Annotated in this window: 17 protein-coding genes and 1 tRNA gene; 12 read left to right on the forward strand and 6 right to left on the reverse strand. The window is 47.9% G+C overall.

All coding sequences use genetic code 11. The features are described from left to right. Positions 1–4: 4 nt before the first annotated feature. Positions 5–3,535 carry a vitamin B12-dependent ribonucleotide reductase gene (locus tag PPG34_RS13850; protein WP_313834003.1) on the reverse strand — a complete coding sequence of 1,177 codons (3,531 nt, stop codon included), beginning with the start codon at positions 3,533–3,535 and terminating at the stop codon, positions 5–7. A 700-nt stretch (positions 3,536–4,235) separates the two neighbouring features. Between PPG34_RS13850 and PPG34_RS13855 the strand changes: the two genes are divergently transcribed. Next, positions 4,236–4,526: a hypothetical protein gene (locus tag PPG34_RS13855; RefSeq protein ID WP_313834004.1), complete on the forward strand. Its 291-nt coding sequence runs from the start codon at positions 4,236–4,238 to the stop codon at positions 4,524–4,526. 51 nt (positions 4,527–4,577) lie between these two features. Here the strand turns inward: PPG34_RS13855 and PPG34_RS13860 are convergent, their stop codons facing one another. Continuing rightward, on the reverse strand, positions 4,578–5,972 hold the full coding sequence (locus PPG34_RS13860) for a TrkH family potassium uptake protein (RefSeq protein ID WP_313834005.1): 1,395 nt from the start codon (positions 5,970–5,972) through the stop codon (positions 4,578–4,580). A gap of 239 nt (positions 5,973–6,211) precedes the next feature. Then, positions 6,212–6,616, reverse strand: a complete 405-nt coding sequence (locus tag PPG34_RS13865; RefSeq protein ID WP_313834006.1) for a hypothetical protein — start codon at positions 6,614–6,616, stop codon at positions 6,212–6,214. A gap of 176 nt (positions 6,617–6,792) precedes the next feature. On the opposite strand from PPG34_RS13865, the gene mtaB reads away from it, so the two are divergent. The 3 genes from mtaB to PPG34_RS13880 all read left to right on the forward strand — a co-directional run bounded on the left by mtaB (position 6,793) and on the right by PPG34_RS13880 (position 10,760). After that, positions 6,793–8,190 carry a tRNA (N(6)-L-threonylcarbamoyladenosine(37)-C(2))-methylthiotransferase MtaB gene (mtaB, locus tag PPG34_RS13870; protein WP_313834007.1) on the forward strand — a complete coding sequence of 466 codons (1,398 nt, stop codon included), beginning with the start codon at positions 6,793–6,795 and terminating at the stop codon, positions 8,188–8,190. Between the two features lie 35 nt (positions 8,191–8,225). Then, the gene (miaB, locus tag PPG34_RS13875; RefSeq protein ID WP_313834008.1) at positions 8,226–9,563 is read left to right on the forward strand and encodes a tRNA (N6-isopentenyl adenosine(37)-C2)-methylthiotransferase MiaB; all 1,338 of its coding nucleotides are present in this window, start codon (positions 8,226–8,228) and stop codon (positions 9,561–9,563) included. A gap of 243 nt (positions 9,564–9,806) precedes the next feature. Next, positions 9,807–10,760, forward strand: a complete 954-nt coding sequence (locus PPG34_RS13880) for an HDOD domain-containing protein (protein ID WP_313834009.1) — start codon at positions 9,807–9,809, stop codon at positions 10,758–10,760. A gap of 293 nt (positions 10,761–11,053) precedes the next feature. Here the strand turns inward: PPG34_RS13880 and PPG34_RS13885 are convergent, their stop codons facing one another. Further along, entirely contained in the window at positions 11,054–11,392 is a 339-nt protein-coding gene (locus PPG34_RS13885; protein ID WP_313834010.1) for an STAS domain-containing protein, read from the reverse strand. Between the two features lie 308 nt (positions 11,393–11,700). On the opposite strand from PPG34_RS13885, the gene PPG34_RS13890 reads away from it, so the two are divergent. From PPG34_RS13890 to pal, 5 genes are all read left to right on the forward strand, one after another. Then, positions 11,701–11,776, forward strand: a tRNA-Arg gene (locus PPG34_RS13890). A gap of 383 nt (positions 11,777–12,159) precedes the next feature. Then, positions 12,160–16,578 carry an ammonium transporter gene (gene amt / locus PPG34_RS13895; RefSeq protein ID WP_313834011.1) on the forward strand — a complete coding sequence of 1,473 codons (4,419 nt, stop codon included), beginning with the start codon at positions 12,160–12,162 and terminating at the stop codon, positions 16,576–16,578. 406 nt (positions 16,579–16,984) lie between these two features. Further along, positions 16,985–17,227 (forward strand): hypothetical protein, encoded by a 243-nt coding sequence (locus PPG34_RS13900; protein ID WP_313834012.1) that lies wholly within the window; start codon positions 16,985–16,987, stop codon positions 17,225–17,227. A gap of 386 nt (positions 17,228–17,613) precedes the next feature. Further along, on the forward strand, positions 17,614–17,940 hold the full coding sequence (locus PPG34_RS13905; protein WP_313834013.1) for a hypothetical protein: 327 nt from the start codon (positions 17,614–17,616) through the stop codon (positions 17,938–17,940). Positions 17,941–18,173: 233 nt separating this feature from the next. Further along, positions 18,174–18,953, forward strand: a complete 780-nt coding sequence (gene pal, locus PPG34_RS13910; protein WP_313834014.1) for a peptidoglycan-associated lipoprotein Pal — start codon at positions 18,174–18,176, stop codon at positions 18,951–18,953. Between the two features lie 125 nt (positions 18,954–19,078). On the opposite strand, the gene PPG34_RS13915 is transcribed toward pal, so the two are convergent. Both PPG34_RS13915 and PPG34_RS13920 read right to left on the reverse strand, forming a co-directional pair. Continuing rightward, the gene (locus PPG34_RS13915) at positions 19,079–19,507 is read right to left on the reverse strand and encodes a hypothetical protein (RefSeq protein WP_313834015.1); all 429 of its coding nucleotides are present in this window, start codon (positions 19,505–19,507) and stop codon (positions 19,079–19,081) included. 262 nt (positions 19,508–19,769) lie between these two features. Then, entirely contained in the window at positions 19,770–20,087 is a 318-nt protein-coding gene (locus PPG34_RS13920; protein ID WP_313834016.1) for a response regulator transcription factor, read from the reverse strand. Between the two features lie 1,038 nt (positions 20,088–21,125). On the opposite strand from PPG34_RS13920, the gene PPG34_RS13925 reads away from it, so the two are divergent. The 3 genes from PPG34_RS13925 (at position 21,126) to PPG34_RS13935 (ending at position 24,011) form a co-directional block, all read left to right on the forward strand. Then, a complete protein-coding gene (locus PPG34_RS13925; protein WP_313834017.1) occupies positions 21,126–22,382 on the forward strand; it encodes a CpaE/TadZ family protein in 1,257 nt (418 codons plus the stop codon). A 2-nt stretch (positions 22,383–22,384) separates the two neighbouring features. After that, positions 22,385–23,716, forward strand: a complete 1,332-nt coding sequence (locus PPG34_RS13930) for a TadA family conjugal transfer-associated ATPase (RefSeq protein WP_313834018.1) — start codon at positions 22,385–22,387, stop codon at positions 23,714–23,716. 85 nt (positions 23,717–23,801) lie between these two features. Then, positions 23,802–24,011: a Flp family type IVb pilin gene (locus tag PPG34_RS13935; protein WP_313834019.1), complete on the forward strand. Its 210-nt coding sequence runs from the start codon at positions 23,802–23,804 to the stop codon at positions 24,009–24,011. Positions 24,012–24,085 lie beyond the last annotated feature (74 nt).

Raw genomic sequence — 24,085 nt, forward strand, 5'->3', positions numbered from 1 at the left:
ATATTTATGAGCACCCGGTAGTTGCGCCACAATTTCTACAGACTAAACACATTCCGTTTCGTACCAATTTAAATTGCTTGCACTCCAGACAAGGATCCCCTTCATATCCGGTTTGATAAGCCGTATTCATCTCTGCTGTGTATGTGACAGATTCTCGTTTCATTTCGATTTTTTGAGAAACCTTGCCATGCCCTTTGCCATTGCCATGTTGGCCATTTTTATTTCCACGTCTTGATGGAAACAGTTCGGGGCTGATGGTAGCCGAAGTAATGGTTCTTGGGTCCGCAGGTTCGTCATCCGTGCATTCGGGATCTTTTTTGACGGAGTCTCCCCGAAGGTCTTCGGGTCTTACCTGTTGCAGGTCGGTCCGATCGAGATAGGTGATGGCGAGTTCGCGGAAAATATAATCGATGATTGAGGTCGACATTTTGATGCGGTCATTGAGCTTGACTGGTCCATTGGGTTCAAACCGCGTGAACAGGAAGGCTTCGACAAATTCTTCGAGGGGAACCCCATGTTGGAGTCCCAAGGAAATGGCAATGGCAAAGCAATTCATTAAGCTACGGAAGGCTGCTCCTTCCTTGTGCATGTCGAGGAAAATCTCTCCCAACGTGCCATCTTCATATTCCCCGGTCCGAAGATAGATCTTGTGTCCCCCAAGATTTGCTTTTTGCGTATAACCGCCTCGCCGAGTCGGTAGTGGCCGACGTTTGGCCAGATAGCGAACCATTATCCGCTCCGTCACCTGTTGGGCTTTATTTAAGATGTCGTCGGAATATTCTTCAGTTTCCCCGGCATCACTTGAGGCATTCAGCGGCTGGCTCAGTTTAGACCCGTCACGATAGAGGGCCACCGCTTTCAGCATGTTTTTCCAGCCTACATAATAGGCGTTTTCAACATCATGGACGGTGGATTCTCCAGGCATATTGATGGTTTTGCTAATGGCGCCGCTAATAAATGGTTGCGCCGCAGCCATGGTATAAATATGGGCATCTGTGGAGATGCTTCGTTTGCCGATTCGTCCACAGCGATTTGCGCAATCGAACACAGGCAAGTGCTCTGGTTGAAGATGTGGCGCACCTTCCACGGTCATGGTTCCACAACAAAAGTCATTGGCTGCAAGAATCTCTTCTTGAGTAAACCCAAGTTCTTTGAGCATATTGAACTTCGGGTCGTTGAGTTGGTCATCGGTCAGCCCGAGCCGGTTTCGGCAAAAATCTTCGCCTAATGTCCATTTATTGAAGGCAAACTGAATTTCGAAGGCTCCATCAAGGGTCGCTTCGATGCGCTCCAAGGCTTCTGGGTTAAACCCTTTGGCCATCAGGGATTCATGATTGATAAACGGAGATTGTTTTAATGTGCGAGTGCCTGTGGCATAGGTAATGATGTCGTGAATCTGTTCTTGAGTGTACCCGAGCTTTTTTAAGGCGGGCGGAAGACTTTGGTTGATGATCTTAAAGTATCCACCGCCCGCAAGTTTCTTGAACTTGACTAAGGCAAAGTCGGGTTCAATACCCGTGGTATCGCAATCCATAACTAATCCGATGGTGCCAGTGGGAGCAATGACAGTGGATTGAGCATTTCGATATCCATGTGCCTCTCCCAAAGTCACGGCTCGATCCCATGTTTCTCGAGCGGCGGCTAGTAGATCGGCAGGCGCTTCGATTTCATCGATACTCATGGGGGTGATCGTTAACCCTTCGTAATCTTCTTTTGGGGCGGCATAGGCGGCTCGTCTATGATTTCGCATGACCCGCAACATGGATTCACGGTTTTTGGCATAGCCTGGGAATGGTCCAAGCTCTGCAGCCATTTCCGCGGAGGTCGCATAAGATTCTCCGGTGAGAATAGCTGTGAGTGCACCACAAATGGCCAAGGCTTTGGGTGAGCCATAGGGAATGCCTTGACGCATGAGGAGCGAACCTAAGTTGGCATAGCCCAACCCCAAGGTTCGAAAGATAAAACTTTTTTCCGCAATGGCCTTGCTCGGGAATCCAGCCATGAGCACGCTAATTTCTAACACGATCGTCCACAATCGAATCGCATGCTGGTAGGCCGGAATGTCAAATTCCCCTTGGGGAGTCATGAAGGTTCCCAGATTGAGCGACGCTAAATTGCAGGCCGTGTCATCCAGAAACATGTACTCGCTGCAAGGGTTAGAGGCATTGATGCGTCCATCTTCCGGACAGGTATGCCATTCGTTGATGGTGGTGTCGTATTGAATCCCGGGATCGGCACAAATCCAGGCGGCCCAAGAAATTTGTTTCCACAATTCTTTGGCTTTGATCGTTTTGATGGGTTTGCCATCCGTTCGTTGCGTTAAAATCCAGTCGGCATCCTGATCCAATGCGTCAAAAAACGCATTGGGCACACGAATGCTGTTATTGGAGTTTTGTCCGGATACGGTCTGGTAGGCTTTGCTATCCCAATTTGTGTTGTATTCGTGAAAGACAAAATGGGTAAACCCTTCTTGGGCGTAAGCAAACATCCGTTGAATATAGGGTTCGGGGACCGTCGATTCACGAGCTGCTTTGATAGCTTGCTTGAGACCGGGATTACGTTGGGGGTCAAGTTCCAGCGACGAGACCGAATCCCCGGGTCGAATGTGGCAGGCTTGAAGCACGGCATTAAGCCGCTGAGCGCAGACCTTTGATCCGGTGACCATGGCCGCGACCTTCTGCTCTTCGATGACCTTCCAGTTGATGAATTCTTCAATGTCAGGATGATCAAGATCCAGGCAGACCATTTTGGCGGCACGGCGAGTCGTGCCCCCGGATTTGATTGCGCCAGCAGCACGGTCCCCAATACGAAGGAAGGACATCAGTCCAGAGGACTTTCCACCGCCGGATAAAGGTTCGGCATCCCCTCTGAGTTTAGAGAAATTGGTGCCGGTTCCCGAACCGTATTTGAAGAGCCTGGCTTCCCGAACCCATAAGTCCATAATGCCGCCTTCATTGACGAGATCGTCGGATACGGATTGGATAAAGCACGCATGGACTTGAGGACGTTCATAGGCGTTTTTCGAACGGTTCACCCGTTTGGTGTGAGGATCGACATAAAAATGCCCCTGGGAAGGTCCCGAAAGTCCATAAGCGAAATGAAGGCCGGTATTAAACCATTGCGGCGAATTGGGAGCGGCCATTTGCTTGGCTAACATAAAGCATAACTCATCATAAAACGCTTGGCCGTCCTCCTCGGTATCGAAATAGCCATGGGTTTTCCCCCATTGGGTCCAGCAGCCGGCCAGTCGATGGAATACCTGACGAGCATCCCGTTCACAACCCGTCACCGGCTTTCCAGCTGTATCCAGTTGCGGTGCTCCATCTTCGTCAACCTGGGGAATCCCAGCCTTCCTGAAATACTTTTGCGCTAAAATATCTACGGCTAACTGAGACCATTGTTCCGGGGCCTGGATATCCTCAAGCTGAAACACCACAGAGCCATCGGGGTTGCGAATTTCTGAGGACCGGGTCGAAAAAGGAATGTTTTGATAAGGGCTGTGACCCCGCTGAGTAAAACGGCGCTCGATTTTCAAGCCAATCCTCCTTGTTCCGTGGTGAAAAAACGGTCAAACCGTAACTGATGGAAGGCCTTGGATTTCAATAACATTCGAGTATACCTTCTGATTGAATCCGGAAGGAAGCTAACGATGAGGAGGCACAATCTATAGCGGCTAAAATAAATTGTCAATACTAAATATTGTGTTTTTTGGAACTATGGTGGGGATAACGGTGAATAGGCTGTGAACAAAAAAACACAAAAAATCTCAATGCGTTGTGAATGAAAATTTACAGTTATCCACAGGAATAAGGTGGGTGATTTTTTCTATCCACAGCTGTGATCTTATGAATGAAAAATTATTTTTTCGAGTGGACTTTTCCGTAAGGAAAAATGTGGGGAAATCCAATTTAATCTCTAAAGGGAACCCTAAATCCCAAAACCTTTTTGTGGGCAAAAACCCACGTTCCCCAAAACAGGAGTGTTAAGGCAAACCCATGAGGTTTTGAGTTCGTGGCTGACACCCCTCATCACCAAAAATGACGGTTTTAGATGTGCTTGTAACTTTATTAGGAGTTGGAAGGACTAGACCACCATTTGTTGGACAAGAACCGTGGGGAGCCGTTCTCGATTTTTTTCACCAGTTCAGACTATGCTAGTGGAATAATAAAGGGGAAGTCCTATTCCTCTATCTTGGTGGGGCGGGCTCGCGATAAAACATTGTAAGGAGAGAAACCATGTATGTTTGGAGTAAGCGCATCGTTATTTCATTATTGGTGTTATTTGGAATATTAGAGGTGGTCTTTTGGGTGACCTCCTCTGGTGGAGAAGCCAGCCTGTTGGCAACCCGAACCACACACTGGATGGCGTTGAACTATTTTTTGTTGCTCGTGTGGGTGTTTGTGTGGATGTTTGATCAAGCGCGGGTTCGCGGGAAAAATATCTGGGTGTGGATGGTTCCATTTTTTGTGGCCCCCTTGCCCACCTTGATGGCCTTTGTTTTAGTGCTGCAGCGCCGGGCGAAGTAGGGAGGGCGTGTTACTAGAATACCTGAATTTCCTGAAGAGTGGGGGGATGGGTTAACCAATCAGGACTTTGGACTCGGGATAGCGGTAACGGACAGGAGTGGATGTTTTGACGGCGAACAGTCCAATAAGCAAGGGGCCAAATCGGCCAAGCAGCATAGACATGATAATTACGACTTTTCCAAAATCTGTCAGTAGTGCCGAGAGACTCCGGCTACCTCCATCACCAAAGGACATGCCGACAATCCCCATCGCGGAGGTCACTTCAAACATAATCCTTAAAAACGGCCGTTCTTCGGAAAAATCTAAAAGGAGCGTGAACAGGGTAATGGCCGTAAAGGCAAGAATGCACAGAACAAAAGCTCTAATGATCAAGTCCGGGGGAATTCGACGGTGAAATACTTCCACGTCAACTTTTCTCCAGAGTACCGCCCATATCGTCAACCAAATAATGGCAAATGTGGTGGTTTTGATGCCACCGGACATACTGCCGGGTGACCCACCAACCGTCATGAGTAATATGAGGAAATAAAGGGTCGCATCTTCCATATCCCCAATATTTATCGTAGTAAATCCTGCCGTGCGAGAAACCGTATGGAAATGAGCGACCGCGAACCGTTCACCCAGGCTCAAGGGGCCAAAGGTCCGAGGATTATTCCATTCCAGAATCATTATCCCTAAGGTGCCGGATACGAGTAGGACGAGCGTAACTACGACGACGAGTTTGGTATGCGTTTGAAAGCGGAATCGTCTGGCTGTGAAATTATCCCAAAGATCTTGAAAAACTATAAATCCAATACTTCCGAAAATCACTAAAATGGTAACAATCATATTGATAGAAAAGTCGGATTGATAGGAAATAAGACTATTGGAAAATAAGGCAAATCCAGCATTATTAAAGGCCGAAATGGAATGAAAGATTCCAGCATATAACGCTTGGCCCCAGCTCATATCCTGAGAAAACCGTAATGTGAGGAGAATGGCTCCAAATCCCTCAAGAAATACCGTGACAATGGCCACGATTTTGACGTATCTCACGGATTCTCCAATGTCAGTGACGCTTAAGGTTTCTGCAAGCATCATCCGATCCCGAAGCCCAATCCGATGCCCCAGAGCTAGGAGGATCATGGTAGCCATAAGGGCATAGCCCAACCCTCCAATTTGAATTAGCATCAGAATGACTAACTGCCCGAAAACGGTAAACTCCGTGGGTGTATCCAAAACGACGAGTCCGGTGACACATACGGCCGAGGTTGCAGTAAATAATGCATCAATAAATCGAATATTCACGGTAGGTGGGGTTGCTGCCGGAAGCATTAATAGGAGAGATCCAAGAAGAATAAGAGCCGCAGCGGCCAGTGCCACGATTTGACCCGGAAGCAGTCTCAGGGTCAACAAGCGGGTCAGGATGGAGGGGGTCTGTTTTCCCGTTTGGTCAATCAAGGCCATAATGGAGTGACAGGGCTCTGGGGCTGATAAGGGTTTTAGTGGAGCATAAAAGGTTGGAGGTTATTAAACACGGATTACAAACTCATGTCACCTTTTCCTTAGTGTGTTGATGAAAAATCCTGAGGAAATTCGAAATGCCTTACGTGGGACCGCAGGGTTTCTAAGGTAAAAAATCAAGAAACAAAATGGCAATTTGGGAATGTGTCTAGGGTGAGGGAACACTATCGAATTGTGTTGGCCTAACAAGGCTGACCGTTGAATAGGCAAGGTTTGTATCGACTGGAATCAAAATCTACTTCTTCTTTATACACCAGCTCATTTCCATTGACCCCGTCCTGTTCTGGGTCGTTATACATGGTATGATTCCACCAATAAAATAACGGATAGTTTTCAAGGTAATAAACCGGATTTCCATAGACGCTGCGCTGATGATCCCAGACCTTCCGTCCGACCACATAATCCACCTTATCTGTGCCTTCCAAGGAATAAAGGAATAGGACCATGCGTGCCTCATGATCGTAGATTTCTTCGAGGCGGGTCTCTTCGTCGGGTTCACTCGGAAGGCGCGGTTGGGACAAGGCGAGTGAGGAAAGGCTCAGAATGAAGGTCAAGAAGGCAACGGAGATGCTCCAGGTTTTCTTCATAATCGTTCTCCCAAATCTCAAGATGGAGTCACGAGGAACCTATTGAGGTCATTTCACCCAGTGTAACCTATGGACGTTCTTCCGGCAATTATTTTTGAGGGTATTGACAATCAAGGTTGTCCATTCCTTAGGGGGTTTTCTATAATGGCTTCCGATTATTTGTTTTGGTTCGTCCCATGAAAAAAGTGACCTTTCATACTATTGGATGTCGGTTGAACCAATCGGAAACCGCTGTTCTTGTGGACCGCTTTCAACGCCTCGGTTACGAGCAGGTAAAGTTTGGAGAGCCGACAGATTTGCTCGTACTCAACACCTGTTCCGTTACGGAGGGTGCGGAGGTGGATTGCCGACGGGCCGTGCGACGGACCTTACGCCAATCTCCGCAAGCATTTGTCGCGGTCACCGGGTGTTATGCCCAGACTGGCGTGCAAGCGTTGCAAGCCATACCAGGAGTCGATTTGGTGTTGGGGAATCAGTTTAAAATGAACTTGCCGGATTACGTAAGGCCTGAGGCACTCACCGGAAAGTCCGCTTCTCCGGCTGTGGTGCATTCTGGGACGATTGATCGAGATGACTTTGAACAGGAAGGGGTGGGTGAGTATTCGACCACGCGCGCGAATCTTAAGATTCAGGACGGATGTAATTTCATGTGCTCGTTTTGCCTCATTCCCTTTGCACGTGGTCGGGAACGAAGCCGGCAGATTGATGATGCCATTCGGGAGGCGGAACAACTTGTAGCTCGTGGCCATAAGGAAGTTGTGTTAACAGGGGTCAATGTTGGGCAATTTGCTAGTGGAAGCTCGGGAATTATTGACCTTCTCCAACGATTGGAATTGATTCAGGGTTTGGCTCGAATTCGCATTTCCTCCATCGAGCCGACGACGATTCCTGAGGCGTTGCTCGAGTACATGGCATCCTCCTCCAAGCTATGTCGATTTTTACACGTGCCTCTTCAAAGTGGAGATAATGGGATTTTACAAGCCATGAATCGTCGGTACACGGTGAAAGATTATAGCGATTGGGTTCACCATGCCGCCCAAAAAATACCTGATGTATGCATTGGTACGGACCTTATGGTGGGATTTCCAGGGGAGAGTGAAGAGCAATTTGCCAATACTCGTGCGGTTGTGGTTGATCTTCCTTTGGCCTATTTTCATGTCTTCAGTTATTCAGCTCGCCCTGGAACGGCTGCTACTCGTTTGGAGAACACAGTGGCTTCCAAAACGATAAAGTCGCGGAGTAAAAATCTTTCCGAACTTTCTCGGGAAAAGCGAGCCGAATTTTATCATCGGTTTGTTGATCAACGGGTATCTGTGTTATTCGAATCTGCTGAAGGACCAGGCTGGTGGTCGGGTCTTACGGATAACTTTATTCGCGTTCGTGTACCCAGTACCACAGTATCCGCGAATGAGATTCATGCCGTTCATCTCACCGGAACGATAGGGGAAGCCGCGTTGGGACATATAGTGCGGGATCAAAATCACATAATTTCCAAGGATGTCATCCCCATGGTTCACAATAAAGGCTTGGCCTCAGTTTCTGTTCCCCGGAAGTCAATCCAAGTTGGGCAGTAAAAAGGTTATTTCGCAGTATTTGAGGGTTTGTGAGCATGCCTTATCAAGTCTATATTGAAACCTTCGGTTGCCAGATGAACGAATATGATACGGAATTGGTCCGGTCGCTTCTCACGAAAACCGGATTCACGTTCACGGGAGATCAAAATCAGGCAGACGTGGTTCTCATGAATACCTGCGCCATTCGAGAAAATGCCCACAATCGAGTGTATGGGCATTTGGGTGACTGCCGGGTGATGAAGCGAGAGCGCAAGGTGGTTGTGGGAGTCCTTGGGTGTATGGCGCAGAATTTAAAAAAAGAATTGATGGAGACGGATCCGGTGATTGATGTTCTGGTGGGGCCTGATGCCTATCGACAATTGCCAGAGTTGTTGACTCGGGCCCTGGTGCAACAGGAAAAAAGTCTAGCGGTCGATCTTTCCGAATATGAAACATATGAATATATCCTGCCAGAACGCCGGCCGGGGGTGAATGGCTGGATTGCGGTGATGCGGGGTTGCGATAATTTTTGTTCGTTTTGTGTGGTGCCCTATACTCGCGGCCGTGAACGGTCTCGAATCCCAGAGGGTATTCTCGAAGAAGCCCGAGGGCTAGTCTCACAGGGGTATAAACAAATTACCCTTCTTGGGCAGAACGTGAATTCGTATGCCTCTGCTGGCTGGGATTTTGCCAGGTTGCTCACGGCGGTGGCGGATATTCCAGGCATTGAACGTGTTCGTTTTACGTCACCTCATCCCAAAGATTTTCCTCCGTCTCTATTGGAGGCCGTGGCGCAACACCCACGCGTGTGTCGACATATTCATTTGCCGCTACAAGCCGGGAATGATCGAATTCTTGAATTAATGGGACGATGCTACACGCGAAAAGACTTTCTGGCCCTTGTCGATGATATCCGACGGCATGGGGATATTTCCTTGAGTACCGATGTGATTTGTGGGTTTTGTTCGGAAACCGATGCTGAGTATCAGGAAACGTATGACTTGGTGAAAGAAGTAGAGTTTCAGGCCGCCTATATATTTAAGTATTCCGAGCGAAAACACACGATTGCCAGCCGCAAATACCCGGATGATGTCCCCGATCAAGTCAAAACCGACAGAGTCAAGGAACTCATCGAGTTTCAGAAGTCCGTTTCCACTAAACTAAATCAATGTCTCATTGGAAAGACCGTTGAGGTGCTCATTGAAGGACCCGCCAAGAAATCAGCAGGACAATGGATGGGCCATACGGAAAGCAATGTCACGGTTGTGTGGCAAAAGCCGGATTTTCCCACAAAACCCGGGGACTTGGTGCCGGTCACGGTAGCCGAAGCTTCGGCCTCTACCCTCTTTGGTCAACGAGTCCCTACTCCTCCCTCTCTTGTGTGTTCTGAATAGGTATCCCCTAGGATCATAGCGTTCTTGGGTGGGAAAGGCATCCTCCCCAAATTTTGGTGGATGTACGTAATTCCTCCTGAGGGAGCACCCATGACAGTCTCTGTTCATTATGCTTAAGTCGTGTTGGATTTGGGCCGACAATTTAAGAAGAATCATAGCGGTTAGGGTTCTAGGCAAGTACCAATGCTGGGTTCCCCAATACCAAATAATCCAAGCGCAAGCGACAGAAAGGGTGAGGACGGGATGACACCAGAACTTATTCAACGAATCAAAAATTGCAAAACCCTTCCGGCGATTCCGGCCTTACCGTTGCAAGTATTGCAGATGTGCCGCAGTGAAGATGCGGATATCAAAAAAATGGGTGATTTAATCAGCAATGATCCTACTTTTGTCGCTAAAGTCTTAAATGTGGCCAATTCCAGTTTTTACGGAGGCTCACGCCATAAAGTCACCACGGTAACGCAGGCGATAACTCTGTTAGGTATGAATTCCATTGCGACCCTAGCCTTTTGTTTTTCGTTATATCGGGACCTTCGTCGACATGGGGCCTCGGGGTTTGATCATAATCAATATTGGCGACGTTCCCTGCTCTCTAGTGTGGCAGGCCGGGTGATTGGAACCTGGGCTAAAATCATAGATTGCGAAGAAATTTTCCTTGCCGCGCTTCTACAGGACATTGGGGTGTTGGTGCTGAGCGAAACGCATACCGATTTATATGGTTCGATCATCACTCAGGCGGAGAGGAATCACATTCGCTTGCAGGAATTAGAAAGGGAAAAATTAGGAGCGGATCATAGCGAGGTTGGCGCATGGTTGGCAGAAAACTGGCAATTGCCCGAGTTGTTACAAGCAGCAGTGCGGTGTAGTCATGATCCTTTGCAAATGGATATCCCCGAAGAATTTTTACCGGTTGTAAAGACCGTCGCATTTTCAGGAAGATTAGCAGATATTTGGTGCGATCCCGAAACTGAACAAGCCACGCAGCAGGCGGCTCTCGCAGCCCAAGCCATGCTTGGCATGGAGTATCAAGAGTTAGAAACTTGTCTCGACAGCATTGCTAATGGGTTTTTGGAAATGTCCGGCATTTTCCAAATTGATTTAGGCAATCCTCAAGAAATAGCCGAAATTTTGGAAAAAGCGAAAGAGACGCTTCGCAATCTTTCAGCCGAAGCTCCACAACCCGCCGGGGTATCCTAATCCCTTACTTTCCCTGTACTAAATTTGCACCCCAGGACTTTTCAGCACGTCCACCATCCTCAATCATCATAGGCCGTTTTTCCTTAATCAGCAGGAAACCAAAAATTTTTGCACTTTGGTGCCAAGGGTTATAACGTCTTTCGTTTTTCCCTGAGGAAAAGAACTGGCGCAGGAACTGTTTGCGAAAGGTGGAGATTTGAGGTAATGAGGTCTCTCGGTGGAGGGCAAAAAGCGAAAATCACCACTGAAAATGAATTAACCTGAGGGAAAATGGAGTCTTATGTCCTAGGGCATTAAGCGATTGAAGGGGCCAGAGCTTCTTCAATGGAGTTGTAACTGGGGATAAGTTTTGGAATCGCCACCATATCCAGGATAAGACGAACTTCGGGTTGAGGATTAATCAAACTCAACCGGCCGCCTTTTTCCTTAAACTTATGATGGTTGACCGCGAGAAGCCCAAGTCCCGCGCTGTCGACAATGGGGACTCCTGCCAAATTGAGGATAAGGTGAAGAGTGCCGGTATCAATCGCTTGATCGATGGCGCGCTGAACGTCTTGCTTCGCTGTCGCGTCAAAACGGCCAGATAGATCTAATACCACCGCATCCTCAAGGTTTCTTACCGATACCGCCATATACCCACCTCCCTGTCAATTCATGATTAAATGAATAAGTGTGTATCGGTCGAATGGCGCTCTGGCTAAAACCCTCTGTAGGGCACTTAAAAATGAAGTCCGTTGGGACACGTTGAATGGTATTCTGGTAAAAAAAGGGGGTTTTGGATGACGGCACTGTCGTTTTTCCAGGCAAAGGTAGGGGAATTCTAAGGGACCTCGCAAAAGACGCCTCTCAGTTGACGATTCCACGCGAAGACCGGTATAACGACCGCGATTAGTTTTCACGAAACCGTGGGTTCCCTTCCTATTTCCGTTTTAAATCTTTGGCGCCCGTAGCTCAATGGATAGAGCACTTGACTACGGATCAAGAGGTTACAGGTTCGACTCCTGTCGGGCGCGCCAATACTGGGCTTTCTAGTTTTTCATGGAAAGCCTCTCCTTTACAAATTTCTCCTTTTTGGGAAATTCTCCCCAATATAATAATAAGTATAATTACCAGCAGTAGGATGGGTATTCTCGGAAAGTCCTGTGTGTCTTAGTTCCGTGCCTGTCGATTCGGGCAGACCCTATCGGACGTTTGAATTTGCACATCCCCCTAAGCTCCCTGAACTGGGCGTCTTCGGCGTTTCACTTCCATTCTGCATCTTCTTTTTGCTTCCTCTCACTTTTTCTTCATTTCCCTTCAAAGTTGTCCGAAAAAAGAGATACGACTTGGACTATATAGTCAAAAGTCATTGAGGGTGTAATTGCCCTACCGTTGTCATGTAGGAGTGAGAGTTTCATTGATGGAAGAGGTTTTGCCAAACGATGCAACCTGGCTGTTGATTTGCACGGCTTTCGTCCTGTTAATGCAGGCAGGATTTGTCTGTCTGGAAAGCGGGTTGGTCCGTGCCAAAAACAGCATCAATGTGGCCATCAAAAACGTGGTGGATTTTTGTATCGCCTCGATCATGTTTTGGGGTGTGGGATTTGGGCTGATGTTTGGAGCGAGTTGGGCGGGTGTGGTTGGCACCGATGGCTTTGTATTTCAGGATGTCACGAACCACTGGTTGACCGCTTTTTTTATTTTTCAACTCGTTTTCTGCGGCACGGCAACCACGATTGTGTCTGGAGCGATCGCCGAACGAATGCGGTTTTCTGGATATCTCGTCGTCGTTTTCATAATTGCCACCCTGATTTATCCCATTTTTGGTCATTGGGCTTGGGCAACGGGGCCCAACGTCGGATGGTTACAACAAATTGGGTTCATCGATTTTGCAGGGTCTACAGTAGTGCATTCCACTGGTGGATGGGTGGCGCTGGCCGCGGTCCTTCTGATTGGTCCACGGCTTGGACGGTTTGATGAACACTCCATTCCTATTCATGGCCATAACCTTCCCTTGGCGACCCTTGGAATGTTTTTATTGTGGTTTGGATGGTTTGGATTCAATGGCGGAAGTGCTTTGCGGATGACCGGGGAAGTCCCCTTGATATTTCTCAATACGATATTGGCTGGTGTGTCAGGCGGCTTGGCCGCGTTGGGAGCCAGTTGGCATTTATTGGGGAGACCAGTGGTTCCCTTTGTGTTGAACGGGGTCATTGCGGGTCTTGTGGGGATTACCGCGTCTGCCAATTTCATGGGTCCGCTTTCATCCCTTGCCATAGGCGCGATCGCTGGGGCGATTTGTGTTGTGGCTCACCAATGGATGGAGCGTCGGAAGATTGATGATGTGATTGGTGCGGTTCCAGCCCACGCCTGTGCTGGGGTGTGGGGCACTATAGCGGTCGCCATATTTGGCGATCCCCAAGCCTGGGGAACTGGACTAGGGCGATGGGAACAATTTGGCATTCAATTGATTGGTGTTGGGAGTTGCTTTGTTTGGTCATTTGGGCTTGGCGGGGGGTTGCTGTGGTGTGCCAATCGTATCCTGCCGTTTCGAGTGACGGCTGAGGAAGAACGTATCGGATTAAATATGATCGAGCATGGAGCAACCACGGCCTTGCACGATTTGGTGAGCGAAATGGAAGCCCAACGTCAGAGGGGGGATTTTTCCGAACCCGTGACGATTGAGCCCCATACTGAGGTTGGACAAATCGCCACCGAATATAATCGGGTCTTAATCAGCGTCAATGATGAAACGAGAAAGCGAGAATCTGCGCTGGAATTGTTACGAATCGAAACCGGATATGTGGAATTGTTGCAAGGGGTTGCGGTGGCCGCGAATGAAGCGAAATCGGTAGAGGAATCTCTGCAGACCACCCTTGATTTAGTATGCAACTTTACGCAATGGCCGGTGGGGCATGTGTATCTGCGACCGGATGATTTGTCAGACATATTAATCCCCACCACGATCTGGCATTTTGATCATCGGGACACCTTTGAGACCTTTCGGGAGGTGACCGAACAGACACAGTTTCTTCCGGGCGTGGGATTACCAGGTCGTGTGTTGTCGACCTTTCAAGCGACCTGGATTGCTGACGTGACTCAGGATTCGAATTTTCCTCGAGCCATCATGGCCAAGGGCATCGGAGTTAAGGGAGCCTTTGCCTTTCCCATTATTGTAGGGAATACGGTTATGGCAGTATTGGAATTTTTTTCAGAACGAGCAGAGAAACCCAACAGTCGATTGTTGGAAGTCATGGTTGCGATTGGCACCCAACTTGGTCGTGTGATCGAGCGAAAAAAAGGAGAGGAGCGGTTCCGCAATATTTTTGTCAATTCCAACGATGGCATTTTTGTGTTTGATTTATTGGCAGACCAAATCGTGGAAGCCAATGTCAAAGCCGCAGATATATTGGGGTATTCAGAGGTTGATCTTTCGGAACAGCGACCTTCCACGATTTTTGCCAATGAACTGGAAAGCTTTCGAGCTTTCCTTCGAGATATCAAAGTCGAAGGTCGGGGCTGGACGGATAAACTGAAATTCACCACCAAGTCTGGCGAGAAAATTCCCACGGAGATTTCTGCTTCAAAAATGGTGGTGGATGGCCGTCAATGTGTCATTGCCATGGTGCGAGACATTTCAGACCGAATCAATACATGGGCCTTGTTAACCGAAGCTGCCGAACGACTCGAAGAGCAAAACAAAGAATTGGTCGAGGCGCGAGATCGGGCTTTGGAGTTAGCCAGGCTCAAATCCGAATTTCTTGCGACCATGAGTCATGAGATTCGGACCCCCATGAATGGCGTCATTGGCATGACGGGGCTGTTGTTGGAAACTGAGCTCACCGTAGAACAACGGCGGTTTGCCGAGACGGTTCGCCAATCAGGCGAAGGCCTTTTGGCTGTCATCAATGACATTTTAGACTTCTCCAAAATTGAAGCTGGCAAAATGGATTTTGAATGTATTGATTTCGATCTCCGTGTGGCGGTGGAAGAAACGTTAGAACTCATTGCAGAGAAGGCTTCCAAAAAGAAACTCGAGTTGGTGGCGTTGGTCTTTGCGGATGTGCCCACGGCGGTTCAGGGCGATCCTGGAAGACTTCGCCAGGTGTTACTCAATTTGATTGGCAATGCCATCAAATTTACGGAAGCCGGCGATGTAACCATCCAAGTGTTATGCCTGGAAGATAACGACCAGGATGTGCTGGTGCGCATTCAAATTGCCGATACGGGTGTGGGAATTTCGTCGGAAGCCCAGAGCCGTCTATTTCAAGCCTTTAGTCAAGCCGACAGTTCCACGACGAGGAAATTTGGTGGCACTGGATTGGGGTTGGCCATATGCAAGCAATTAGTCGAGCGCATGGGGGGGGAGATTGGCGTAGAAAGTACGCCCGGAGAGGGGAGTCTGTTTTGGTTCACGGCCCGCTTTACTAAACAATCGAAAGAACATCAGAGCTTGTCTCGTGCGCTTAAGGATTTATCAGGGATTCGTGTCTGTGGAGTCGATGATCACCCGACCAATCGAGTTTTACTTGCTCAATATTGCGAGGACTGGGGTATGGAAAGCGTGAACGTCGCTACTCCTGGAGAAGCGTTACGCGTTATGCAGGGAGCGGCGTTGCGAGGGGATTCCTATGATGTGGCGATTTTAGATATGGAAATGCCCGAGATGAATGGTCTGACGTTAGCCCAAACCCTCAAAGCCGATCCCATGACGGCGAGTGTGAAATTGATATTGCTGACGTCCCTGGGACGTCGAGGAGATGGAGCTTCGGCGAGGGAAGTCGGATTCGAGGCCTATTTAAACAAACCAATTCGGAAGGCCCAATTGCGTCAATGTATCGAAATGGTGTTAGGCAGGGCCGACTTCAATTCCAAAGAGTCTCCATCGGTATTGATTACACAGCATACCCTTCGCGAAATGGAATCCCTGGAGAGTGCTCGAATCTTGGTGGCAGATGACCACACGGTCAATCAGCAGCTTGCCGTGCTGATGCTCGAACGATTGGGCCATCGGGTGGACGTTGTGGGCAATGGCCTAGAAGCCGTGGAGGTGTTGGAACATAAAACCTACGACCTGGTGTTCATGGATTGCCAGATGCCGGAAATGGATGGTTATGAAGCGACACAGCATATTCGAAGACGGGAAGCGTTAAGTGTGAAACGTGAAGGGAAAAATAAAGAGGTAGGTGACCTACCTTCCCATCCACAAGATACGCAAAACGAACGACGAGATACGACCCACATTCCCATCATTGCCCTGACAGCGAATGCCATGGATGGAGATCAAGACAAGTGCCTCGCAGTAGGGATGGATGATTATCTGTCCAAACCTATCAAGATCGAAGAATTGAAAATGGTTTTGCAGCGGTGGCTTTTGAAAAAAGAGAAAGAGAGGACCCTGATGGATGATCAAACGAACTACATCCGACCACCCTATAAAGAAAATCAAGAGGGTAAAACTCAATCAAGTGGTGATTCCTCTCTTGATGCCGCGGTCTTAGCCGAATGGCAAGACATGACCGGAGTTGGGTACCCGAAATTTCTTGGCCGAATGGTTCACCAATTTGTGCGGGATGCCGGGATCTGTATTGAAAACGTTAAAAAAGCCGTGGGGGATGGAAATCTGGATGCCCTGCGAGAAGCGGCTCATGGTTTGAAGGGTATCTCCGGAAATGTTGGGGCGAAACGGTTGGCACATGCGGCCAGAGAAATAGAAGAGATGTGTCGCCAACCATCGTGTGATGTCTCGACAATTGGCATTGTTGGTCTTCAATCAGAGTTTGAGAAGGTTCGGGGAGTTCTGGATCATGAACTTGCCCAAGCTGCAGAAGGAAAATAAAATGTGATGTGACTTAAATATAGTAAGAACGCCCTCAGCATTTGGATGTTTCTTCATTTCATGCCCTCGTTCTTTCTAGGTGCTGATCCCGCCAGTTGATCCACATTTCTATTTATTGTTGTTCAGAATTTACCCGTCGGAAAATTTTCCGGTACTCCTCTGTCCTCCTTCCTGTGTCTTTGTTCCTGTTGTTGAGTAAATTGATGGGATGTCACGATTTTATCAGGGGACCACTGTCTTGAATTTTTACAGGAAGAAGAAAAAGGCTAAACCTGGGGAGCCCCTGGATTCTTTTTTGTCTTTGTTATCGGGAAGTTGGATAGGAGCATGCTCATGGCATGATCTTTGTAGAAGCATACTGGTGACAGGGAATAAGTGACTGATACTTTAAGCCAAGGAGGATGCCATGATGAAACTTTTCCTAGGAATGATTGTAGGATCCCTCATCACCATCTACGCCGCTGGTGGGGCTGCAGTAGCTGATCTCATTATGCATAACATGATGACTCTGGTCCAAGATTCTTCCAATCATCCTCAATCACTCATGGTTGGGTTGAGTGTGTGGAGTGCCACGGCCTTTTCCATGGTGTGGATGAAACGACGACAACAACGACCGAAAACTTCTCAATATGCCTTTTTATTACGCTAGCTCTGGATTGGGTGTCTGCCACAATTGCGATCCTTCTCCTGGAGGATGGCAAGGCCCTGGGAATTGTCGTGATGCCCGAACCATTGTTTTGGATCCTATACGTCATTTCGGTACCTAGGCTCTCTTTCTCCTTTTCCCAAGCGTATTTATTTTTCTGTTAGACTCTTTCCTTGGGTTGCCCCCTCCTTCGAGGAATTTACTTTTTTCCTTCACAACGTTTACGGTAGAACACAATCTCCGTCAGGAGAGCCATTGTGTATTAAAGGATATGGAAGGAAGTATCTTAAGTGTCTGATGAAGGGAGCATGTCGTTGCTGACAAGGAAAAAAAGGTGGTGCCTGAATCAATGGCACGTTTTTGGAGTCCTACTGGTACTGAATATGTTGATGGGAATGTTTCCATCTGGTGTGCATAGCCGAGTGCCACCCTCTCTTGCTGATGGGCAGATTGTTGGAGAACGACACGGTGCTCCCCCACCTCATCGATCATGGTCGGCTTTTCGAAGCGATGACGCCAAAAATGTGTGTGTCACCGTGGTGAATTATGGAGGTGGTGAGATTTTAGTACATCTTTTTCATAAGCGTTCTTTGGCAGGCGCGTTTACCGTTCAATCCCAAGAAGCATCTGCGATGTGCTCCGATGTGACCGTGATTGAGTTGGAATGCGAAAGTGATACATGCCAGCCAGAATGGTATATTTCAGAATTTCATTAGATTTTCTCTGGACATGTCCTTATGAGTTTTCGGTTTCTTATTTTCCTATCCACAACATAGCGTTTCTCGGAATTTCCCAGACTAGTTTCAGAAAGAAGTAGTCGATTCAAAAAAAGACTGGCACTTTACATTTTCTGGAAGTGGGGTTTTTATGGTAGTCTTTTGACCAGAGTGAGCTCTTGGCTGATTGTGGTGAAAAGGCGAGGTTCTTGGAACGAAGGGGATTGGGATACATGCAAAGAGAATTTCCAGAAAACGGCGTGTGCCACTCAGGTGTGCAAAATGGTGGGAGAGGTATCGTTGTGGGGAACTGGTGTTTGCCGCTGCTCTTCTTGTTTGGCCTCTTGACCGGCTGTGAAACAACAGGACAAGTCAGAAGCATAACTGACGAAGACATTCCTGCAACGAGGATTATCCCTCCGGTTGTGAAAGAAGAACCTGTTCTCGAAAATGTGGTTGATGAACCTAAGGATCTTCCTACATTAGCCGAATCCGTCACTCCATCAGAAACTATACAACAAGAGCTCATTGAGGCGGCTTCTCCAGAGCAGTTACCAGAGGCCATGGAAACGGCGCCTGTCAAGCCTTTGAGTCCTCCTAAAGACCTCCCATTGGCAACTCCTCACACTCCAGAATCTTTAGAATCTACTGTGGCTCCTCCCTCCGAACCTATTCAACCCAAAACTCTTCAGGATGTCTATTTTGATTTTGATCAGGCGACGATCTTGAGTTCGGCCAAGATTGTTCTCCAGACCAATGCTAGGCTTCTGCAAACGCATTTCCAACATTTGAATATTCTCATTGAAGGACATTGTGATGAACGAGGGTCGGTGGAATATAATTTGGTGTTGGGAGTCAGGCGGGCCCAGGCGGTACAGACATATTTGAGAGACTTAGGAATTCCACAATCACGGATTCGTATTGTGAGTTATGGGAAAGAACGTCCGGTGTGCTCAGAGCAACACGAGCGGTGTTGGCAGAAGAATCGGCGAGCGCATTTTGTTCTTCGATAGCAGGTTTCGCTTTGTTGCCCCTGCCAGTCCAAGTTGGTCTTCATGAGCCTTTATCTTCAAGGGACTAGTAGGAATGTGTTTGGCCTTCTTAGCTGGCTAGAAACTCTTGTGAAATCGTCAATGTATCAAAACGCCAAGGTGAAAGGTATCAATCTCGTGCCTTCATTTACCGCAAAGAGCCAAAACAGAAAACTGACCATGGCCACGCCCGATAACACAAGGGCAATGAGTTTCCACGCTCCAGTTTGTTGTTGATACGTGATCTCTCGTTCAGATCCAAACTGCCCACGACGTTCCGGGCCGGAGAATACAGAATTCCCGTTGCTTGGCTGTGTGCGACGGTTCATTACCGCAGTGCCTGCCATTTGAGCCTTCCGCAGTTCTCGTCGTTCCTCCAGTAAGCAGGCTGTTTGATACCAGTACTGTTCCTCAAGTTTTAAAAGCGCGTCACGATTTTCGAAAGCGACGGCTTTTTCCAACAGTGGCTGGTAGGTTCGGTCCAATTGTTTAAATTTCCACCAAAGTGAAATTTTTTTTGTCATGATTTGTAGCACAGTAACACCTCCTTACAATGGCGACATAATATGACAAATTAATGACAGATTCGCAGCAATATCAAAATACGTGTTCTACCGCATCGAAAGATTGGGAAACATGAAAGAAGGGGATGTGTACAATGCCAAAGGAAATTAACTGTGTGAGATTCGAGCTGGGTATTGTAAGTGAGATAAAAAGGTGGGAACCCAAAATCTATTCGTGGTGAATAGATTTTGGATACAGGACCAGTCTTTTGGTATTGACTGGCAAACGGGGATATTAGGAATGATGGGAGATAGGGTTGGACAAGTGGTGATTTACTCTTGCCGTTCTTACTTCTCGACTGTGCTGAATCATTTCCAGAAACTGTACGACGGCGGCAGTCCGTGATTCGACTCCGAGTTTTGTATAAATATGCTCTAAGTGTTTTGACGCAGTTCGTGGACTAATTGAAAGGATGAGACCAATTTCGTTGTTGGTTTTTCCACGAGCGACCCATTCAAGTACTTCTACCTCGCGCCGAGTCAATCCTTTTTCTTCAAGGGCGACGAGAGCATCTGTTTCAATTGATGATCCATTTGACTCCATGATATCCATGATAAATCCTTCCTCTCCCTGGGGATTCCCAGATGATTGCGTGAATCTCTCGTGGTTGCCGTTCTGATGAAGGTATATGGCAACTTGCGGGCCAAAACGGGAGGAGAGGGAAATCGGTGGATGTAAGGTACGAAACCCGTTGTTTTTATTGATTATATCTAGGTCATCAGAGAGGGAAGTCGTAACGCTGAAGGTTTTTCTGACACAAGGGATCGTAAAATCTTTTTACGAGGCCTGAGTGAATCCAACATGTCTTTGTGAAAACTGTAATGAATTCACACTGTTGGAGATCGAGGTGGAAACGTAAAACTTTCCGACATTCGTGAGATGACTGATATGAAGTTTCGGAGACGTACGGTGAAAAACGCACAGTAAAATAACCCGTTTTGCACTGCATAAAAGATAAACTCCAGTACGATCAATTTTCTGACATACCTCTTGAGAGGGGTATTTTATTGTTGGGAGATCGTGGGTAACAGATTCCTTGACGTCTTGTCACTTTGGAATATCAATTTTACCTATCGAGCGGTTCTCTATGGACTGTTTTCCTTCTGACTTTTATTCTTGCCAAAGAATGTGTTTTCTCTAATCCAGTCAAAAACCTTTTGCAAAAACGCTGACTCCTTTTCTCCAGAGATTGCCCCAAATATAATGTTGCATTCCCCGTGTTGTTTTCCTTGGACTTTATCTGCTGTCTTCCTTCGTAGAAAGTGCAGGCAGTTTTCCACCTTTAAATATTTTGTCCTATAAAAGATTTAAGTCTTCTAATTACAACGCCTCTACGCCTGCGTGGAACATCCCTCCACAACCTTCAACCAAATGTTGACTGCCAGATAGCCTCAGCTAAATGACGTATTGTCCAAAATGGTTGTTCCCAGTTAACTACCGTTAGGGAGTATTTCCTTTTCGTTCCTGCGCAGGAAAAGTCCCTTGTGAACAATTGTAAGTGCGACGAACCCGCGGGTTTGTCCTCGGGAATCCCACTTTATTGGAAAAGGAAAAAATTCTACCCCCTGCACAAGAGATGGTCATCATCAAATGAAACGATTTTCTCCAGCATTGGCATCGGTCTTGGAAGACGAACGGGCGAATCTTCAATCTTCATCCATCTTCGTTGACTTGGCGGTGAGCAATACTGTAGCCAGGGCAGCCTTTGAGTCCGTGATCAAGGAATGCACGGACTTTCGAATTTTAAAATTGTCAGAACAAGTAGCTCCTCAGGTGACGATCTTAGAAGTGAATTCCGATCCTCAACGAGCTCTCGCTACAATTCAATCTTTGGACCAGAGCCCACATGCGAGCGAATATTTTTTAACTGGAGAGTCCCCAGATTCGGCAGTGTTATTAGAGGCCCTTCGGGTTGGAGTCAAAGAATTTTTCCCATTACCAGTTGATCGTGATGCAGTGCGTCAGGCCTTGAAACGATATGGCGAGGCCAGGGCTTCCGCGCCGTGTCATGACCTGCAACGTTCTGGGCAATTGGTGAGTGTGATGGGCAGCAGTGGAGGGCTTGGCACCACAAGTTTGGCTGTCAATCTAGCGGTGTCTTTAAAAGCTCGCGAAACAGGAAAATCCGTAGTGTTGGTCGAAGTGGACCAGCAGAACGGTAACCTTCCAGCCTACTTAGATCTTACACCATCCTACAGCTTTCAAGATATTAATAGTGACCTTCTTCGCTTGGATGATGCATTGGTGCGGAAATTCCTCTTGGATCATTCATCAGGAATTCAAGTGCTTCCCTCCGGGTACAACAATCTTCGCAGTGGCCAGCTTAATCCTGTTGGAGTCAAACACACCATGGAATTGCTTGCGCTGTTGTTTGATTACGTGATCGTGGATATCGGTCATACGCTGGATGCTCCAGCTCGAGAAGCCTTGTCCTTGTCAAATCTCATCCTGCTCGTTTCTACACTTCAAGTTCCCGTGGTTCATCGCACTCAAGGACTTCTCCAAGAATTTGTACGCCAAGGAATTGAAGGGGCCGTGGAATTGGTGATGAGTCGGTACTGCAATGAGGAAGAGGACCTGATTGAAGAGACAGAGTCCGTCCTTGGGCATGGCATAGATTGGCGTATTCCAGAAAATAGCATGCCTTCTCGTCATTCGATTAATCAGGGGACTCCCTGCGTTTCTTTGTTTCCAAAGACACCGATCGCCAAAAGCTATGCTGAATTAGCAAGCCGAATAGCTGGCCGAGCTATTTCGAATCTACCGGCGCAAGGCCCGTCTTACGGACATTTCCAAAAACTTCTTCAATTTGGACGGGCCAAATTGAATTTAGCGAAGGCGTCTTGACTATGTTTTCACTCCTTTCAGACCACAATGGCCACGATGAAGGACTGCCTCCTCTCGGTGTGGCATTAGGGAATCTCAAAACCCGGCTCCATCGACAAGTCGTGGAAACATTGGATCTGTCAGTCATTTCTCGAATGGATGCCACATTGGCCAAATTTGAAGTGAGTCAGGTGGTCGAGAGGATTCTCGACCGCGAACGAATTCCGTTGAATCGTAAAGAGCGAGAGCAACTCATCGTGGATATTCACCACGAAGTCATGGGTCTAGGTCCATTGGAGCCGCTTCTCCATGACCCCACGGTCAATGACATTTTGGTGAATGGGGCTCACCAGGTGTATGTGGAGCGGCGGGGAAGGTTGGAATTGAGCGACGTCCAGTTTCGAAGCGAAGCGCATCTACGAAAAATTATCGAACGGATTGTGTCGGCGGTAGGGCGACGTATCGATGAGTCCTCCCCGATGGTCGATGCCCGGTTGGCAGATGGGTCACGTATCAACGCCATTATCCCGCCCTTGGCGTTGGATGGTGCCTGTCTGTCCATTCGGCGATTCATGAAAGACAAGTTGCAAGTGGAAGACCTGATTGCGCATCGAGCCCTAACTCCAGAAATGGTCCATGTGTTGGAAGGAGCGGTGAAGGCTCGACTGAATATTCTGGTCTCAGGGGGCACGGGTTCGGGAAAGACGACGTTGTTGAATGTGCTATCGGGCTATATTCCCGCAGAGGAACGCATCGTCACGATCGAGGACTCGGCGGAACTTCAGTTACGACAAAAACACGTGGTTCGATTGGAGACTCGGCCAGGAAATATTGAAGGAAAGGGAGAAGTCACCCAGCGTGAATTAGTGAAAAATTGTTTGCGCATGAGACCAGATCGGATCGTGCTTGGTGAAGTCAGAGGGAATGAAACCCTGGACATGTTGCAGGCGATGAACACAGGTCATGATGGGTCATTGACTACGATTCATGCGAATTCGCCACGAGATGCCTTGGCCCGTGTGGAAACGTTAGTGTCCTTAGCCGGGTTGAATATCTCGACGAAAGCCCTTCGGCAATATATCAGCTCGGCGTTGGATGTCGTGGTTCAAATGACAAGATTTTCAGATGGTACGCGGCGGGTGACCAGTCTCCAGGAGATTACTGGGATGGAAGGTGAAACCGTGACCATGCAGGAAATTTTCAGATTTGAACAAACTGGTCTTGATTCGGCCCATCGCACACAAGGACGGTTTGTGTCCACAGGAGTGCGACCACGATTCATGGATCAATTGAAAATAATTGGGATGGATGAGCCAATGGGTCTCTTTAATCCAAATCATATTTCCACCGTGTGAGCCATTGGAAGACTGCATGAATGTTGGAAGTCGAACAGCAGGCAGGGATGTAACGTTAAAAAAATAATTAACAAAGGAGAGAATCATGTTGAATTTCGTAAAACAATTCATTGAAGACGAAGAGGGAGCCTCGGCCGTGGAATATGGTCTATTAGTCGCATTGATGGCAGCTGCGGTGACAGCCGCAGTGGGAATTCTTGGCCCTGGACTTTCGACCACCTTTCAAGGTGTTGTTGATTCGATGACTTCTGCAACCACTCCTGCTCCTGCTCCCCCCACTACTCCTACTTCGTAGTGTGAAATGGTTGCTTGAGCGAGGAACACGTCAGGAATGAAAAAACCGAAGATTAGACGGTTTCGGGTTTGGTG

Source organism: Candidatus Nitronereus thalassa, from assembly GCF_032191465.1.
GTDB classification, from domain to species: Bacteria; Nitrospirota; Nitrospiria; order Nitrospirales; family UBA8639; genus Nitronereus; species Nitronereus thalassa.

Bases quoted from the DNA above. Each gene is read 5' to 3' on its own strand.
- PPG34_RS13855 (WP_313834004.1), top strand. From the start codon at position 4,236: ATGTATGTTTGGAGTAAGCGCATCGTTATTTCATTATTGGTGTTATTT.
- PPG34_RS13865 (WP_313834006.1), bottom strand. From the start codon at position 6,616: ATGAAGAAAACCTGGAGCATCTCCGTTGCCTTCTTGACCTTCATTCTG.
- miaB (WP_313834008.1), top strand. From the start codon at position 8,226: ATGCCTTATCAAGTCTATATTGAAACCTTCGGTTGCCAGATGAACGAA.
- PPG34_RS13920 (WP_313834016.1), bottom strand. From the start codon at position 20,087: ATGGATATCATGGAGTCAAATGGATCATCAATTGAAACAGATGCTCTC.
- PPG34_RS13925 (WP_313834017.1), top strand. From the start codon at position 21,126: ATGAAACGATTTTCTCCAGCATTGGCATCGGTCTTGGAAGACGAACGG.
- PPG34_RS13900 (WP_313834012.1), top strand. From the start codon at position 16,985: ATGATGAAACTTTTCCTAGGAATGATTGTAGGATCCCTCATCACCATC.
- PPG34_RS13930 (WP_313834018.1), top strand. From the start codon at position 22,385: ATGTTTTCACTCCTTTCAGACCACAATGGCCACGATGAAGGACTGCCT.
- PPG34_RS13905 (WP_313834013.1), top strand. From the start codon at position 17,614: ATGGGAATGTTTCCATCTGGTGTGCATAGCCGAGTGCCACCCTCTCTT.
- PPG34_RS13935 (WP_313834019.1), top strand. From the start codon at position 23,802: ATGTTGAATTTCGTAAAACAATTCATTGAAGACGAAGAGGGAGCCTCG.
- PPG34_RS13880 (WP_313834009.1), top strand. From the start codon at position 9,807: ATGACACCAGAACTTATTCAACGAATCAAAAATTGCAAAACCCTTCCG.
- pal (WP_313834014.1), top strand. From the start codon at position 18,174: ATGCAAAGAGAATTTCCAGAAAACGGCGTGTGCCACTCAGGTGTGCAA.
- mtaB (WP_313834007.1), top strand. From the start codon at position 6,793: ATGAAAAAAGTGACCTTTCATACTATTGGATGTCGGTTGAACCAATCG.
- amt (WP_313834011.1), top strand. From the start codon at position 12,160: ATGGAAGAGGTTTTGCCAAACGATGCAACCTGGCTGTTGATTTGCACG.
- PPG34_RS13860 (WP_313834005.1), bottom strand. From the start codon at position 5,972: ATGGCCTTGATTGACCAAACGGGAAAACAGACCCCCTCCATCCTGACC.
- PPG34_RS13885 (WP_313834010.1), bottom strand. From the start codon at position 11,392: ATGGCGGTATCGGTAAGAAACCTTGAGGATGCGGTGGTATTAGATCTA.